The organism is Rothia sp. HMSC069C03 (assembly GCF_001811075.1).
Lineage (GTDB): Bacteria > Actinomycetota > Actinomycetes > Actinomycetales > Micrococcaceae > Rothia > Rothia mucilaginosa.
The window spans coordinates 63,294-77,400 of the sequence record NZ_KZ627138.1 but is presented as its reverse complement, the minus strand read 5'-3'; the positions used below and the strand labels follow the sequence as shown (position 1 = coordinate 77,400).

The following is a 14,107-nucleotide window of genomic DNA, read 5'->3' as shown; positions in this document are numbered from 1 at the left end:
GCGTGCCGCCTTCAGCCTACTTGATCAGGCCCAGCGAACGAGCGTGCTCGGCGGTAATGCCGCTCGGTTCAATGTGCTCGGGGCCCTTGTCCTTCTCAGGGTGCTCGGTCGCCTGGAAGCGGATCATCTTCACATCGCTTGCCGCGCCCAGGTTCGTGATCATGCCGTCACCGTTGAGGTCCACGGACACCGGCTCGGTGTCGATCTTACCGTTACCGTTGAAGTCAATCGGCTGGTTGGCGGGCTTGCCCTTGTACAGGAAGCCAGCCGCGCGGGGACCGAAGCCGCGCGCCTCGTACAGCTTCGCCTCGTTGAGCATGCGGTATTCGGCGGTGGAGTAGCCGAAGTAGCGGCTACCGTCAGCCATGGGCACGCCGGTGAGGGTGTACTGGTAGTTCATGACGCTGTAGTAGTTGGGCTTGTAGTTGATTTCGTCCCAGCCGCCGTGGCTCAGGGCGAGGTTGTGGCCGAGCTCGTGCACGAACACTGCCACGCGGATGTCGCTGGTTGCCTTGCCCCAGAAGTGCGGGCCGACGGTGACCATGAGGTTGCGGCCGCCGAAGTTAGCAATGCCGGAGGAGGTGCTGTTGTCGTAGTAATCGCCCCAGATGACGTAGTGGAAGGTGCCTTCGCGGGCGGGGTTGAACTTACCTTCGGTCGCCTTGATGCGGTGGAGTGCCTTGAACTCGCTGTCGAGTGCCTGGTAGCTGATTTCGTTGCCGCCGCCCAGGTTGTACTTGGCGCTGCGGGCGTCACCTGCGTCCAGGTGGATGTTCACGCCGTGGGTGCCGTCGGGGTTGCGCAGGGGCAGGTCGGCGTAAATCTTGGTGATGCGGTCCAGTTCGTCTTCGCTGGGCAACAGGCCTGCCATGTAGTCCATCTCGACGAAGATGTCCTTGTGGTTGGGGTCTGCGCCCATTGCGGGGAAGTCGACGTCGATTTTGCCGTCGCCGTCAGCGTCGTAGCCCTTCAGTTCCCAGGTATTGGGGATGCCGTCGCCGTCGATGTCGGGGCTGTAGGCGTTTGCTGCGGGGGCTGCGATAGTGCCCAGGCAGAGCACTGCGAGGGAGGCAAGCGTGACGCGTGCGCTCTTCAGAAATGCCATGTTGTGTTCCTTAGTGTGTGGTGACCGATAATGTTCCGGTGGTGTTTCGATGGAGTTTTCCGGGAGGGCGTTCTCCTCGGTTTCCATGATGCTCCCGTTTCACGTGTTAGGTGAGCTGGGTGCCGCAATGTTCATACATTGAGGTAAAAGTTGAGATAATTTTGAAGATGAGCTGAATTACATTAGAGTATCAGTAATTCAAATCACATGCATCACCACATTCTTAATGACAAGAGAGATCCCATGACTTCTTCCTCGAACACCACTAACGGTCTGAACCGCCGCGCCCTCATCAAGGGTGCCGCGTGGAGCACCCCCGTCATCGCAACCGCAGCGGCGGTACCCGCCTACGCGGCGTCCACCGATGCGCAGGAAACCCCGACCATGAAGTTCGGTGTCTTCACTCAGGCGTTCAACTCGAACCCCGCCAACGACTTTGATACCCGCTACGGCCTGGACTCCTACACCGTGCAGGTACCCAACATCACCGCAACCTCCACCACCCCGCAGAGCCTCGGCGGCGGCACCTTCACCCCCGGCGGTAGCGTCGGTGCCGGCCTGTACGGTGGTGCGGGTCTGTGGATTTCCGCACCCGTTAACTCCAAGGGCGAGTTCCAGGGCAGCTCCTGGCTGTACCCTCAGGCGCACCTGCAGGTGACCTTCGAGTTCACCTTCCCCACCGCCGAGGATGTCACCGACCCGCTGCTGTGGGATGTCGATAACGACGTTGAGATCCCGGCACTCGCTAAGAGCGAGGGCGGCGCAAAGACCAACAACCCCGCCGTGGCGGCGTTCAACGGCATCGCATACACTGCGAAGTTCTACGAGCCGACCATCGAGGACAACGTCTGGACCGGCGTACTGGACATCCGCACCTCCGACTACCTGGAAGCCACCGCGAAGGACGGCGTGAGCTACGCGCAGGTGCTGGCGTCGCTGGTTCCGGTGTACTTCACCAAGGTGACCTCCAGCTACACCCTGACCACCACCGCTCAGATCACCAGCGGTAACGTCGCAATGCAGCTGACCGAGGGCGGCGAGTACACCTTCCAGGATCTGGCTGGTTTGCGCGCTTCGGCAACCATCAGCCGCTAAAGTACCGAACATCAGCGAGGGGCCCGGCATCCGTTATGGATGCTGGGCCCCTCGCTGTGTTTATGGCTTAGCCTACTGGGCACCGCCGGTAGCTGCTAGAGGCTAGTCCTTCGCGGGAACCAGACCCTCAGCTGGTAGCAATAGTTCATGACGCTCAGGTAGTTCGGCTTGTCGTTCACGTCATCGGTGCCGCCGGGCAATAAAAACCTAGCACTTCATCATAACGCCGTCTTGAGCCCCGCACGAGAATTCTCATCATGCGGTGCTGTTTGAGCGCATCAGCACAGGGAATGCGGGTATCTGTCGTTCTCGGGAAGCATAAGAAAAACCATAGACGTTGCGGCACAGCAAGCCTATTCTGGATATACAAGTATTTTTCAACATACAGGAGGATACGATGGCTAACGTTACGATCATTGGCGGGCACGGCAAGGTTGCTCTTCTGGCCGAGCCGCTGCTGGTGGAGCGCGGGCATGCGGTCAATGCGCTTATTCGCAGGCCGGAGCAGTCAGAGGATATTGTCACGCGCGGGGCGAACCCTGTGGTCGCTGACATTACCGCGTTGAGCACCGAGGAGATGGCGAAGCTCTTCAAGGATTTACATACAGAAGTGCTGGTGTGGTCCGCGGGTGCGGGCGGTGTAGGTGGCCCCGAACGCACCTATGCGATTGACCGTGACGCTGCGATCCGGTCGATGGATGCGGCGCGGCTGGCCGGTATTAAACGGTACGTGATGGTATCGTACCTGGGCGCGGGTTCCGGGCACGGCATCGACCCTGATGACAGTTTTTACGCCTACGCCGAGTCGAAGACGATCGCCGATGAGCACCTGCGCGGCTCGGGGCTGGATTACACGATTCTGGGGCCGGGGACGCTCACCCTTGAGGAGGCAGGCGGCATTACTCTGGGGATTGAGCCCGCCCACACGCCCGGCGCCGAATCTAATACTCCGCGGGCCACCGTTGCCCAGGTGCTGGCGGCGGTTCTTGAGGACCCGTCCACGGTTGGGAAGGCGCTCCCGTTTATTGGCGGGCCCACCCCGATAGCTCAGGCTCTCGCATCGGCGCCTAACAGCAATAAGCTGCGCTAGGGTTTGCCGGATGCACCCGCCCCGGCTGAGTGCGGACGCGTCCCGAGCCTCTTCACGGGTTTGGGGCGTGTTTTTCTCTCACGCAAGGTTGGTGCCGCATCGCTCAGTATCCTAAAGTACCATGTATTTTTAGAGCAACTGCAAGAGGTTCCCGTGGGATTCTTCGATCTCTTCGCCGACAAAACCCCGGACGAGCCCGCCGAGGCGTAGCTTACCAGGACATTTCTGGTCTGACTGCTTCGGCGACCATTACCCGCTAAGGGGCATGAGCCGCTAAGACAGCGAATTTAAAACACCAGGGGCCCGGCATCCATACTGGATGCCGGGCCCCTCTGCTTTAGGACTCAGCCTACCGGCTGCCGCCGAGGTAAATTGTCGCAAAAAGTAGTTCCCAAAAAAAGAGAACTGTATTACAATGTATATATAGTCTTTAGGAACGAGGTACCAACTATGGAAAACCTAGTAATTTCAGTCTTTAACACCGAAAGCGAAGCTTATCAGTCCTTTGCAGATTTGAAGGCTTTCCGCCAAACTCAGACGACCAAGGTTGCTCAAATCGCCCTGGTCAAAAATGAAAACGGTCATATCGTTGAAAAAGAACGCTATGATTTTGAAGATTCAACGACGGATGCAACCCTAAAAGGTGGCTTGCTCGGTGCAGTTATCGGGCTTTTGGGTGGTCCTATCGGCGTCTTGTTTGGTTATGGTATTGGTAGCCTCAATGGTTTGGTTGCTGGTGCTACCGTTGATACGGCAGAAGCTGGCCTGATTGACGTTGTTTCTCAAAAATTGACTAACGGTGAAACAGCCGTTGTTGCCTTGGTGCAAGAAGACAACGAAGCAGTCATCGATGCTTACTTCACCAAGTACGACACCCAAATCGTGCGTTGGGATGTAGCAACCGTCGTAGCCGAAATCGAAGCAGCTCTGCAAGTCCAAGAAGACCTCTACAACCAGGCGCGTGCACAGATGAAGGCTGAACGTAAAGCCGAACGCAAGGCTAAGCTTGAAGAATTCAAGGCGAATGTCAAAGCAAAGTTTGACAAATTGAAAGCGTAAGCACCCAAGCATCTCATAAAAAATAGATTTTAGAAAGAGGAAGTGAGGATTTTGGCTCAAGATCTTGAACAAATCAAGGAAGACAATGGCAAAAATACCAAACTCAAGGTGGGGATTTTAGCCATCTCTCTTTCTCCAGGTGGATGTTGATGCCGGTGGTGCCGTTCGGGTTGCGGAGGGGAAGCTGGGCGAAGGATTCGGTGATGCGGTCGAGCTCTTCCTCGCTGGCGAGCAGGCCGGGCATGTAATCCATCTCCACGAAGATGTCCTTCTACAGCGGGTTATTGCGCTCTCACGAGGTTTCAACACCTCAGGGCAACAATAACCCGCTTCATCATACACAGAGTGCATATAGATTTTCTCCGGTATAGCACCATATCTCAGGTTATGCACCGCTTATGCCGTAAAAGCGCTCTGATAAGCCTTCTATTTAGTGTTTTCTGACTCAGGCTCTGCCTCAGCGTTCTGTGCGGCGGCTTTTGCCTCGGAGGTCTTCTTGGAGGCGTAGAACAGGCACACGACCGCGCCCACCGCCGCGGCAACCAGGGGCAGCATCATGGAATCAGCCATTGCCGCCGCGTAGGGTTCACGCAGGACCTGCGGAAGCACGCCTCCAGCAGCGCTGCCGTGAGAGCTACCGCCCGCTGCGGCAGCCGGACCCAACGCGGACAGGTGCGAGGTAATCGCAGAAGCCATAATCGTCGTAATCGCAGCCGAACCCAGCACCGACGCCATCTGGCGGGTCTCGTTGTACACGCCCGAACCGGCACCGGCACGCTGCGGCGGCAGGTTACGGGTCGCAGACACCGACAGCGGACCCCAAATGCAGGAGTTCGCCGCACCCAGAATAATCATCGGACCAACCATCAGCCACAGGTTGCCTTCCGCAACCATCGTCGGGCGGAGCAGAGCAAAACCAACAACCATCAGCGTAAAGCCAATCACGGCAATCCACTTCGGGTCGTTACGGTTCAGACGCGCACCCACCACCGGCGCCAACGCGCCCGAGAACAACGCCATCGGGGCGGTCATCAGCGCAGCCTGGGTCGGGTCCAGGCCCTCCACCTGCTGCAGGTACAGGGTCAGCGGGAATGCCATGCTGATAGCGACCACACCCATTGCCGCGATGGCCACATTCGACACCGAGAAGTTACGGTCACTGAACAGGCTCAGCGGAACCAGCGGCTCACGCGGGTTAATAGCCTGCCAACCAATGAACAGACCCAGCACCAGAATGCCGGCAATAATCAGACCCCACACGCTCACCGCAATACCGGTGCCCAGGAACGAATCGGTCATGGTGCCCCAGTCGTAGGTGGCACCTTCCTGAATACCGAAAACTAGCAGGAACAGACCGACCGCCGAAAGCACCACGCCCAACCAGTCGAAGCTGTGCTTCTTCTGCTCAAACACCGGCACGTTACGCCACGCCAAGAACAGACCGACCAAACCCACCGGAATGTTCACGAAGAAAATCCAGCTCCAATTCAGGGCATCCACGAGCACGCCGCCCAGAATCGGGCCAACCAGCGAGGCGACACCCGCCGTCGCACCCCAAATACTCATCGCAACACCGCGCGCATTCGGCGGGAACATCAGCGTAATCAGAGACATGGTCTGCGGGGTCATCAGCGACGCACCCAGGCCCTGCACCACGCGGGCAGTAATCAGCGATTCAACGTTCGGTGCCAGACCACACCACAAGGAAGCAAGCGTAAAAATAGCCATACCGATCATGTACAGGTTCTTCTGACCGAAGCGGTCACCCATACGGCCGGTAATGAGCAGCGGCACCGCATACGCCAGCAGGTAGGCGCTCGTCACCCACATGCCCGCCGACAGCGACGCATCCAAATCCTGCAGCATGTGCGGCAGGGCGATGGTGACAATATTGCCATCCACCAGGATCATGAAGAAGCCAACAACCAGGGACCAGAGAGCAGGCCAGGGCTTGTAGGGTGTCTTCGCCGGGTTACCGACGAGAGGCGCTTTCTTGGGGCGTGAACTCAATGATCCTCCAGCGGATGAGCGTTGCGGGTACAGTCTGTGTGTTCAGCGTTGCCGCTGATAAATATCACCCCATCTTACTCCCCTTGTGGGCGCGGCTCCGGTTGCTCTACCCTAATCAGCGCTTAGCAGCCGCTGACCGGCGAGCGCGCGGCACCTCGCCGGGCGCGGGCCGAACCCTCTAGACTGAAGCTATAGAAGCTATCAGAGCGCCACCACCGGCGCTCACCCCCATCAAACCACCCTCAACGAGACGACCACGGGAGGACCCATGGGTTTCTTTGATTTCTTCACCGACCGCACCCCGGCAGAACCCGCCGAAATCCGCCTCGTCGCTTTCGTCAGCGGCAAAGTGCAGGGCGTGGGCTTCCGCTGGTGGTGCGCCGGAACCGCCAAGCCCATGGGGCTGACCGGCTACGCCGAAAACCTCGACGACGGGCGCGTGAAAGTCGTTGCGGAAGGTACCGCCGTCTCCTGCGCTCGCCTGGTAGATATTCTGCGCGGCGGCGACACCGCGGGCCGCGTGGATGAGGTGCTCGTCGAGTGGGAGGAGCCGTCCGGCTCGTTCCGCGGCTTCGGCATCAGGTAGCGCGGACTAAAGTAGCGCGGTTTAGCTAGCCCAGAGCTAGTCAGACCAGAGCGCCGCGAACTGGGCGCGGGTCATATCGGCGCGGCGCACCCGATGCTGCACCGGGTGGCCGTTCTCGTCGGGGCGGCCGGAGCTCGGGTCAATATCGTCGTAGATGCCGGTGAAACCCGCTTTAACCGCCACTCGTTCGGAGGGCTCGTTACCCGCCAGGGCGGTCCAGCGCACACTCTCAAGCCCCAAGCCAAGCGGGTCGAAAGCGTAGCCGAGGACGGCACGCAGCGCCTCGGTCATGTAGCCCTTGCCGCGCACTTTCGGGGCGGCATAATAGCCCAGTTCGGCGCGGGTTCCGGGGCTTTCGGGGGTGCCCTCGGGCAGGCGCAGTTCAATGGTCCCGGCAAACACGCCGGAGGCGTCAATCGCCCAACGCTGAATCTGCCCGGCGGCAATCTGTCGGATGGTGGTGAGCAGGTAGTCCTCGGCGTCAGCGCGCGTGTAGTTCAAGGGAATGCGGGTGTAGCGGAGGGTTTCTTCGTCGCGGCAGGATTCCACGATGTCGGGGATATCCGCCTCGCACAGGTGGCGGAGGGTGAGGCGCTCGGTAATGAGTTCGGGCTGGTTGGGCTCTACGTGTTCGCTGTGCTCAGAAAAGTCGCTGTGTTCGGGGGTCATGGTTCGAGCTTAAACCCTCGGGTTTGTGCGTCGGAAAAGCTTTTGTGAACATCCCAGAATATTCAGTGACGCAAATCACGACTTAATACTCGCATTTTCACCCGTCATCACTTGATTATTATGAATTATTCATAATAAAATAGTTATCGAGCCCGCCCACTGGGCAGTAAAAATAAGCGCCGCGCAACGAATCCGCGCGGCACAAAGCAGAAAGAAGAACACTATGGCAGTTCTGACCATCGGCGACCAGTTCCCCGCATACGAGCTCACCGGCGTTGTCCCCGGTAAGCTGGCTGACATCGAAGCAACCAAGCCCGAAGACTACTTCACCACCGTCTCCTCCGAGGGTCTGGACGAAGACACCTGGCGCGTCGTCTTCTTCTGGCCGAAGGACTTCACCTTCGTTTGCCCCACCGAGATTGCAGCATTCGGCAAGCTCGCTGACGAGTTCGAGGCACGCGACACCCAGGTGATCGGTGTTTCCGTTGACAACGAGTACACCCACTACGCATGGCGCCGCTCCCACGAAGAGCTCGTGGACCTGCCCATCGTCATGGCATCCGACCTCAAGCGTGAGCTGGTTAGCGCACTGGGCATCCTGAACAAGGATGGCGTTGCAGACCGCGCAACCTTCATCATCGATCCCCACAACACCATCCAGTCGGTCTCCATTACCGCTGACTCCGTCGGCCGTAACACCGACGAGGTACTCCGCCAGCTGGACGCACTGCAGTCCGACGAGCTGTGCGCATGCAACTGGAAGAAGGGTGCAGAGACCATCGACGCATTCAAGGAGATGAAGTAATCCATGAGCATCGATAACCTGCGTTCGGCTCTGCCTTCCTACGCGAAGGACATGAACCTCAACCTGTCCTCCCTACCCCGCATCACCTCCCTGTCCGAGCAGCAGCTCTGGGGCGCAATCCTCGCAACCGCAGCAGCAACCAAGATTGACTCTGTCGTTGTTGAGATTGCTGCAGAGGCTAAGGAGCACCTGAGCGACACCGCTTACGAGGCTGCTCTGGGTGCTGCATCCATCATGGGCATGAACAACATCTTCTACCGCACCCGTGGCTTCCTGAACGGTGCATACGATGACCAGCGCGCAAACCTGCGTATGCAGATCATCGGCAAGAACGGTGGCATTGAGAAGCTGGACTTCGAGATGTTCGCTCTGGCAGTGTCCGCAGTCAACGGCTGCTCCCACTGCGTTGAGGCTCACGAGCACACCCTGCGTGAAGAGGGCGCAACCAAGGAGCAGGTCAACGACCTGATCCGTATTGCTGCAACCCTCGGTGGCGTGGCACAGGGCATTCAGCTGGCTGAAGCACTGGGCTAAACCCACTAAGCGTTAGAGCTTACACAGAAGCGGCGCGTCCACCCCTTTACGGGTCAGATGCGCCGCTTCCTCTATGCCCTCAAGCCCAGCAACGTGTTGGGCAGAAGTTTCTAAACTCCCCCGATTTGGCGCTATACAATGCCTGTATGCAGTACTGTATTTTGGACTCCACTAGCCCCTATCCCAGCGTGAAAGAACTCACAGAGCTTTACGATTCTGTCGGCTGGAGTGCCTATACCAAAATACCCGAACGTCTCATCCCGATGGTGGAAGGATCGCGGTATCTTTACACCGCACGAGAGGCAATCACCGACGGAACGGGACGGCTCGTCGGGCTAGTCCGCGCCGTCGGGGACGGACACTCTATCGCCTACATTCAGGACCTCCTAGTGCATCCGCACGCCCAACGACAGGGCATTGGTTCTGCGCTTCTAAAGCGTGTCATTGAGGACTTTGACCGAGAAGACATTCGACAGCGACTCATTACTACCGACGTCGGTACTGAACACGCCGTTGCGCTCTACAAACGCTACGGCTACGCCCCCGTAGAGGCGGCAGGATGCATCACCCTTGCATGCTATCGATAAGGCAATTCTCATACGGCTCGACTCGTTCAAGCTGGCTAAGGCACTGGGCTAAACCACTAAGCCGTAGAGCTTGAAACAAGCGTCTCTCAACTAGGAGCAGAGGCGGCGGCGGGTCTACAATAAATCGGTGCCATTTCAGGTACGCGCACAGGCAGACAGAGCCGGATGCGGTGATAACGTCGTCACCCGACCCCCCCCCGTTGCGCGCGCCTCCCCCTACCGGCACCCGTAGCACACGCATCACGTACGCAGGAGAACGCCCATGCACGAGCTCTTTGACCCAGATCAGGTATTCCGCATCGTCGACATTGCCGCCGTTGTCGCTAACGGTCTGCTCGGCGGTGCCGTGGCGCGCGCCTTCCGATTCGATATCGTGGGCTTCCTGCTACTCGCGGTCGCCTGCGGTATGGGCGGCGGCATGATTCGTGACGTGCTACTAAACTCGGGCCTGCCCGTGGCGCTCACCGACGGCGGCTACTGGGTGGGTGCTATCGGCTCCTCGATTCTGGCGTACAGCATCGATTTGAGTGCCCGGTGGGCGACCCGAACCATGCTCATCATTGACTTCATCGGTATGGGCGCGTGGGCGGCAACCGGCACCATCAAGTCCCTGAACCTGGGTCTGCACTGGCTGCCCGCTATCGCACTGGGTGTGACCACCGCGGTCGGTGGCGGCGTTATCCGTGACATCATGGTCAACCGTATTCCGGCAATCTTTGGTGGTAACTCCCTGTACGCGACGGTCGCGTTTGTGGGTGCCGCTGAGACCGCCCTCGTGACCGGCCTATTCCACCGCCCGAACCTGGCGATGGGTCTGTCCATTCTGCTGTGTTTGGTGCTGGGTGTGCTCTCCCATATGAAGAATTGGCAGCTGCCGACCACCCCGGCGGAGCTGCGTGTGCCTCGCCCCCGCCTCTTCACTCTTGGCAAGCAGGAGGATCGCACCGTCGCTAATGAGGGCTGGTCGCCCGGTGAGCCGCTCACTGAGCAGCTTGAGGTTATTAACGCTGAGCAGCTGGAGGAGTACCGCCGCTCTAAGGGGCTTTCAGAGTAAGAGCCAATATATGCTAAATATAGAATATGGGCTGGTTTCCGCTAGTCAGATGCTTATCTGACGGGCAGAAACCAGCCCATATTTACTATGTACAGTACGGCTAAATCGTGTACTCGGTGCTGTCGTACACGGTCAGGAACTTGCGGATACGCTCATCGTCCGAGGCGAAGAAGCCATTCGGCTCGCCGTTATAGCGCAGGGTACCGTTCTCCAGGAACACGATACGGTCCGCAACCTTCTTCGCGAACGCCATATTGTGCGTCACGATGACCAGGGAGCGCCCCTCCTTCGCCAGCTGCATGAGCACGCGAATAACCTCCGCCTCCAGCTCGGGATCCAGCGCACTCGTCGGCTCATCAAAGAGCAGGTAGGAGGGTTCCAGCGCCAGGGCGCGGGCAATCGCCACGCGCTGCTGCTGACCGCCCGAGAGCGACTCCGGGTAGGAGCCGGTCTTATCGGCTAGACCCACCTTGGCGAGCAGCTCGCGGGCGCGCTCCTCAGCCTGCTTGGCGTCCAGGGTGCCGTTGAGGGTCGGGGCGAGCGCCACGTTCTTCAGCGCCGTGTAGTTCGGGAACAGGTTGAACTGCTGGAACACCATCGCCGAGCGGGAGCGAATATCACGCACCTGCGCGTCGGTGAGCTTCTGACTGTAATCCACCTGCGCGTCATCAATGGTGAGCGTGCCGGACTGCGGGGTTTCCAGCAGGTTCAGGCAGCGCAGCAGGGTCGACTTGCCGCTACCGGAGGGGCCCAGAATCACCGTGGTCTCACCGTCGGGGATGTCCAGGCTGATGTTCTTGAGCACCTGCGTCTCGCCGAAGCTCTTCGACAGGGAATCAACGCTAAGCATTGTTGCTCCTCACGTAACGGTTGCTGTACTTCTCCAGCGCCGACTGCGCGGCGGTCAGCAGAGTGAAAATCACCAGGTAAATAATGGCGACTTCGGAGTACATTGCCAGCGGCTCGAAGGTACGCGACGCGATCTGCTTACCGGTCTGGAACAGGTCAACCATCGAAATAACCGACACCAGCGAAGTGCCCTTAATCAGGTCAATAAAGTTGTTGCCCAGGTTCGGCAGAGCAATACGCACCGCCTGCGGAATAACCACGTGGCGTAGGGTCTGCATACGGGTGAAGTTCAGGGTTGCCGCCGCCTCAAACTGGCCGCGCGGAATAGCCGCCACCGCCGAGCGGAAGGTTTCCGCCACGTACGCGCCGGTGTGCAGGCTCATCGTGATGATTGCGGCACTCCACACGTCCAGGGCGATACCGACCTTCGGCAGGCCGTAAAAGACGATGAACAGCTGAACCAGCAGCGGGGTGCCACGGAAAACCCAAATGTACACCCACGCCAACCAGTTCACCGGTGCAAAACGGCTCGTGCGCGCACCAGCAGACACAATGCCCACCAGCAGCGCCACCGCAAAAGAAATCAGCGACAGTGGAATAGTCACTGCCAGGGTCGAGCCCAGCAGCTGAGGCAGGGACTCAGCCCAAAGATTCAGGTAGCGTTCCATGAACGGAACTCAGCTCCTTTAATTAGTTCTTCGGGGAGAGGTCTTCGCCCACGTACTTCTCGTAAATCGCCTTGATGTCACCGTTTTGCAGGTGCTTCTTCAGCGACTCGTCGATAGCGTTACGCAGGGCGTCCTGGCCCTTAGGCAGCAGGATGGAGGAGTTGCTGCCGGTGCCCAGGTCACCGGAGAGCAGGCGCAGGTTAGCGTCCGGGTGCTCCTTGAAGTACTCAGCGAAGGACACGGAGTCGTTCGCGGTCATCTCTGCACGGCCCGAGAGGACCTGCTCGATAGCCTCATCGAAACCGGAAACAACCACGATCGAGGCGCTCTTCGCCTCCACCATCTTGCGGAAGTTCGAGGTCTCAGACTGCGCCGAGGAGTGACCGGAAATCTCGCTCACGTTCTGCAGGGAAGAATCCTTCTTCACGGCAACCTTCGGCTCCGAGTAGAGGTAGGGTACGGAGAAGTCGTACTTCTGCTTACGCTCATCGGTTGCAGAAACGTTGTTGATGACGATGTCGTAGCGGTCAGCATCCACGCCGGCGATCAGCGAATCCCAGGGGGTTTCGGTGAACTCTGCGGTCACGCCCAGGTCCTTAGCGACCAGGTCGATGATTTCCTTCTCGAAACCGACCAGGGTTCCGTTCGAGTCGTGGAAGGAGAAGGGGCGGTAGGTGCCCTCCAGGCCCACACGGATCTTGCCAGCAGACTTAATAGCCTCCAGCTTGTTGGTGCTGGATGCGGTGCTGCTGGACGAACCGCACGCTGCGAGTAGCGCAGCCAGGCCGGTGAATGCGGAGCCTGCGAGGACGGTGCGGCGGTTAATCATTGCGGACATAGTGTTCTTCTTTCGTGTGGTGGTTGATGCTCTTGTAGTTGCGGGTTGTCACCCTGCGGTAACCCGGGGGCATCGTGCGGTGTGCCCCTCTCTGCGGGTGCAACGCTGGCTATCCTACAGCTATTCCCGGCGGGAAAGAATTCAACGTAACATTCCGTCATATTCTCTCATCGGTTCAGGATAAGCCGCAGAGACATTAACCACGACACAATTTCAGAAGTCCTGGCGGGTGAACCCTTTCCGGGCCCCTTCCGAGCCTTTCACGAAAGCTTAGGAGGCGGGGCTCAAGTCCTCGCTCACATGCTTCTCGAAAATTGCTTTGAAATCGCCGTTGCCCAGGTGCTTCTTGATGGAGGCGTCAATCGCATCCTTCAGCGCGGTCTGGTTCTTGGGCAACAGAACGGCGACGTTGGTGCCGGGGCCGACCTCACCATCCAGCAGGCGCAGGTTGGCGTCCGGGTGCTCCTTGAAGTACTCGGCGAAGGACACGGAGTCGTTGGCGGTCAGCTCGGCGCGGCCGGTGAGCACCTGCTCGATAGCCTCGTCAAAGCCGGTGACTTCGATGATGGTGGCGCCGCGTTCCTCCACGAGCTTGCGGTAGTTGCTGGTGGCGCTCTGGGCGGCGCTATGGCCGGAGATTTCGGAGGCGTTCTTCAGGCTCGAGTCCTTCTTCACGCCCACGCGGGCACGGGAGTGCGCGTAGGGCACGGAGAAATCGTACTTCTTCTTACGTTCCTCGGTGGGTGCCACGTTATTGAGCACGATGTCGTAGCGGCCCGCGTCCACGCCGGCGATAAGCGAGTCCCAGGGGGTTTCGATGTACTCGGCGGTCACGCCCAGGTCCTTGGCGAGGGTCTCGGCGATGTCGTACTCGAAGCCGGCGAGCTTACCGGAGGCGTCGTGGTAGGTGTAGGGGCGGTAGGTACCCTCCACGCCGATGCGGATTTTGCCCGCGGACTTGATGGACTCCAGCAGGTTGGAGGAGCTCTGTGCGGAGCCTGCGCTGGAGCCATTACCGCCGGAGCAGGCGGCGAGCAGGCCGGCGGTTCCGGCGAGGGCCGCGCCCAGTAGCAGGGAGCGTCGGTTCAGCACGGCGGAGGTGTTGAGAACGGTCATTCTTGGTTCCTTAATCTACGTTGATGTGTGGTGTAAAAGTTG

General features: G+C 59.1%; 15 protein-coding genes and 1 pseudogene. 8 read left to right on the top strand and 8 right to left on the bottom strand.

Annotated features, from left to right (window positions below; genetic code table 11):
* Nucleotides 1-16: 16 nt before the first annotated feature.
* Nucleotides 17-1,105, bottom strand: coding sequence for a zinc metalloprotease (locus HMPREF2779_RS06100; RefSeq protein ID WP_105361085.1), 1,089 nt, complete (start codon nucleotides 1,103-1,105; stop codon nucleotides 17-19).
* Nucleotides 1,106-1,348: 243 nt separating this feature from the next.
* Between HMPREF2779_RS06100 and HMPREF2779_RS06095 the strand changes: the two genes are divergently transcribed.
* The 3 genes from HMPREF2779_RS06095 to HMPREF2779_RS06080 all read left to right on the top strand — a co-directional run bounded on the left by HMPREF2779_RS06095 (nucleotide 1,349) and on the right by HMPREF2779_RS06080 (nucleotide 4,349).
* Entirely contained in the window at nucleotides 1,349-2,200 is an 852-nt protein-coding gene (locus HMPREF2779_RS06095) for a transcriptional initiation protein Tat (protein WP_105361084.1), read from the top strand.
* A gap of 397 nt (nucleotides 2,201-2,597) precedes the next feature.
* A complete protein-coding gene (locus tag HMPREF2779_RS06090; protein ID WP_044151027.1) occupies nucleotides 2,598-3,290 on the top strand; it encodes an SDR family oxidoreductase in 693 nt (230 codons plus the stop codon).
* A gap of 450 nt (nucleotides 3,291-3,740) precedes the next feature.
* The gene (locus HMPREF2779_RS06080) at nucleotides 3,741-4,349 is read left to right on the top strand and encodes a DUF1269 domain-containing protein (protein ID WP_044150839.1); all 609 of its coding nucleotides are present in this window, start codon (nucleotides 3,741-3,743) and stop codon (nucleotides 4,347-4,349) included.
* A 133-nt stretch (nucleotides 4,350-4,482) separates the two neighbouring features.
* Here HMPREF2779_RS06080 and HMPREF2779_RS06075 read toward each other — a convergent pair.
* Both HMPREF2779_RS06075 and HMPREF2779_RS06070 read right to left on the bottom strand, forming a co-directional pair.
* Nucleotides 4,483-4,620: pseudogene (locus HMPREF2779_RS06075) on the bottom strand (C4-dicarboxylate ABC transporter substrate-binding protein); the annotation flags it as partial.
* 155 nt (nucleotides 4,621-4,775) lie between these two features.
* Entirely contained in the window at nucleotides 4,776-6,359 is a 1,584-nt protein-coding gene (locus tag HMPREF2779_RS06070) for a DHA2 family efflux MFS transporter permease subunit (protein WP_105361083.1), read from the bottom strand.
* Nucleotides 6,360-6,627: 268 nt separating this feature from the next.
* Between HMPREF2779_RS06070 and HMPREF2779_RS06065 the strand changes: the two genes are divergently transcribed.
* Entirely contained in the window at nucleotides 6,628-6,945 is a 318-nt protein-coding gene (locus HMPREF2779_RS06065; protein WP_049334014.1) for an acylphosphatase, read from the top strand.
* Nucleotides 6,946-6,981: 36 nt separating this feature from the next.
* On the opposite strand, the gene HMPREF2779_RS06060 is transcribed toward HMPREF2779_RS06065, so the two are convergent.
* Nucleotides 6,982-7,614 carry a GNAT family N-acetyltransferase gene (locus HMPREF2779_RS06060; RefSeq protein WP_105361082.1) on the bottom strand — a complete coding sequence of 211 codons (633 nt, stop codon included), beginning with the start codon at nucleotides 7,612-7,614 and terminating at the stop codon, nucleotides 6,982-6,984.
* A gap of 223 nt (nucleotides 7,615-7,837) precedes the next feature.
* On the opposite strand from HMPREF2779_RS06060, the gene HMPREF2779_RS06055 reads away from it, so the two are divergent.
* From HMPREF2779_RS06055 to HMPREF2779_RS06040, 4 genes are all read left to right on the top strand, one after another.
* Nucleotides 7,838-8,419, top strand: a complete 582-nt coding sequence (locus HMPREF2779_RS06055) for a peroxiredoxin (protein ID WP_105361081.1) — start codon at nucleotides 7,838-7,840, stop codon at nucleotides 8,417-8,419.
* A gap of 3 nt (nucleotides 8,420-8,422) precedes the next feature.
* Nucleotides 8,423-8,953, top strand: a complete 531-nt coding sequence (locus tag HMPREF2779_RS06050; RefSeq protein WP_070685194.1) for an alkylhydroperoxidase, AhpD family — start codon at nucleotides 8,423-8,425, stop codon at nucleotides 8,951-8,953.
* A 146-nt stretch (nucleotides 8,954-9,099) separates the two neighbouring features.
* Nucleotides 9,100-9,540: a GNAT family N-acetyltransferase gene (locus HMPREF2779_RS06045; protein ID WP_105361133.1), complete on the top strand. Its 441-nt coding sequence runs from the start codon at nucleotides 9,100-9,102 to the stop codon at nucleotides 9,538-9,540.
* A gap of 262 nt (nucleotides 9,541-9,802) precedes the next feature.
* Nucleotides 9,803-10,594 carry a trimeric intracellular cation channel family protein gene (locus HMPREF2779_RS06040; RefSeq protein ID WP_105361080.1) on the top strand — a complete coding sequence of 264 codons (792 nt, stop codon included), beginning with the start codon at nucleotides 9,803-9,805 and terminating at the stop codon, nucleotides 10,592-10,594.
* Between the two features lie 100 nt (nucleotides 10,595-10,694).
* Here HMPREF2779_RS06040 and HMPREF2779_RS06035 read toward each other — a convergent pair whose 3' ends face one another.
* From HMPREF2779_RS06035 to HMPREF2779_RS06020, 4 genes are all read right to left on the bottom strand, one after another.
* Complete coding sequence (locus HMPREF2779_RS06035) at nucleotides 10,695-11,444, bottom strand: amino acid ABC transporter ATP-binding protein (RefSeq protein ID WP_105361079.1); 750 nt, start codon at nucleotides 11,442-11,444, stop codon at nucleotides 10,695-10,697.
* Nucleotides 11,437-12,111, bottom strand: coding sequence for an amino acid ABC transporter permease (locus tag HMPREF2779_RS06030; protein ID WP_012904266.1), 675 nt, complete (start codon nucleotides 12,109-12,111; stop codon nucleotides 11,437-11,439). Before HMPREF2779_RS06030 ends, HMPREF2779_RS06035 begins: the two co-directional genes overlap by 8 nt.
* 22 nt (nucleotides 12,112-12,133) lie before the next feature.
* Nucleotides 12,134-12,949, bottom strand: coding sequence for a transporter substrate-binding domain-containing protein (locus tag HMPREF2779_RS06025; protein ID WP_105361078.1), 816 nt, complete (start codon nucleotides 12,947-12,949; stop codon nucleotides 12,134-12,136).
* A gap of 270 nt (nucleotides 12,950-13,219) precedes the next feature.
* On the bottom strand, nucleotides 13,220-14,065 hold the full coding sequence (locus tag HMPREF2779_RS06020) for a transporter substrate-binding domain-containing protein (RefSeq protein WP_070685186.1): 846 nt from the start codon (nucleotides 14,063-14,065) through the stop codon (nucleotides 13,220-13,222).
* Nucleotides 14,066-14,107 lie beyond the last annotated feature (42 nt).

Excerpts from the sequence above, each read along its gene's own strand:
- HMPREF2779_RS06035 (WP_105361079.1), bottom strand. The coding sequence starts at position 11,444 with ATGCTTAGCGTTGATTCCCTGTCGAAGAGCTTCGGCGAGACGCAGGTG.
- HMPREF2779_RS06065 (WP_049334014.1), top strand. The coding sequence starts at position 6,628 with ATGGGTTTCTTTGATTTCTTCACCGACCGCACCCCGGCAGAACCCGCC.
- HMPREF2779_RS06095 (WP_105361084.1), top strand. The coding sequence starts at position 1,349 with ATGACTTCTTCCTCGAACACCACTAACGGTCTGAACCGCCGCGCCCTC.
- HMPREF2779_RS06045 (WP_105361133.1), top strand. The coding sequence starts at position 9,100 with ATGCAGTACTGTATTTTGGACTCCACTAGCCCCTATCCCAGCGTGAAA.
- HMPREF2779_RS06080 (WP_044150839.1), top strand. The coding sequence starts at position 3,741 with ATGGAAAACCTAGTAATTTCAGTCTTTAACACCGAAAGCGAAGCTTAT.
- HMPREF2779_RS06050 (WP_070685194.1), top strand. The coding sequence starts at position 8,423 with ATGAGCATCGATAACCTGCGTTCGGCTCTGCCTTCCTACGCGAAGGAC.
- HMPREF2779_RS06090 (WP_044151027.1), top strand. The coding sequence starts at position 2,598 with ATGGCTAACGTTACGATCATTGGCGGGCACGGCAAGGTTGCTCTTCTG.
- HMPREF2779_RS06055 (WP_105361081.1), top strand. The coding sequence starts at position 7,838 with ATGGCAGTTCTGACCATCGGCGACCAGTTCCCCGCATACGAGCTCACC.
- HMPREF2779_RS06060 (WP_105361082.1), bottom strand. The coding sequence starts at position 7,614 with ATGACCCCCGAACACAGCGACTTTTCTGAGCACAGCGAACACGTAGAG.
- HMPREF2779_RS06025 (WP_105361078.1), bottom strand. The coding sequence starts at position 12,949 with ATGTCCGCAATGATTAACCGCCGCACCGTCCTCGCAGGCTCCGCATTC.
- HMPREF2779_RS06040 (WP_105361080.1), top strand. The coding sequence starts at position 9,803 with ATGCACGAGCTCTTTGACCCAGATCAGGTATTCCGCATCGTCGACATT.
- HMPREF2779_RS06030 (WP_012904266.1), bottom strand. The coding sequence starts at position 12,111 with ATGGAACGCTACCTGAATCTTTGGGCTGAGTCCCTGCCTCAGCTGCTG.
- HMPREF2779_RS06020 (WP_070685186.1), bottom strand. The coding sequence starts at position 14,065 with ATGACCGTTCTCAACACCTCCGCCGTGCTGAACCGACGCTCCCTGCTA.
- HMPREF2779_RS06100 (WP_105361085.1), bottom strand. The coding sequence starts at position 1,105 with ATGGCATTTCTGAAGAGCGCACGCGTCACGCTTGCCTCCCTCGCAGTG.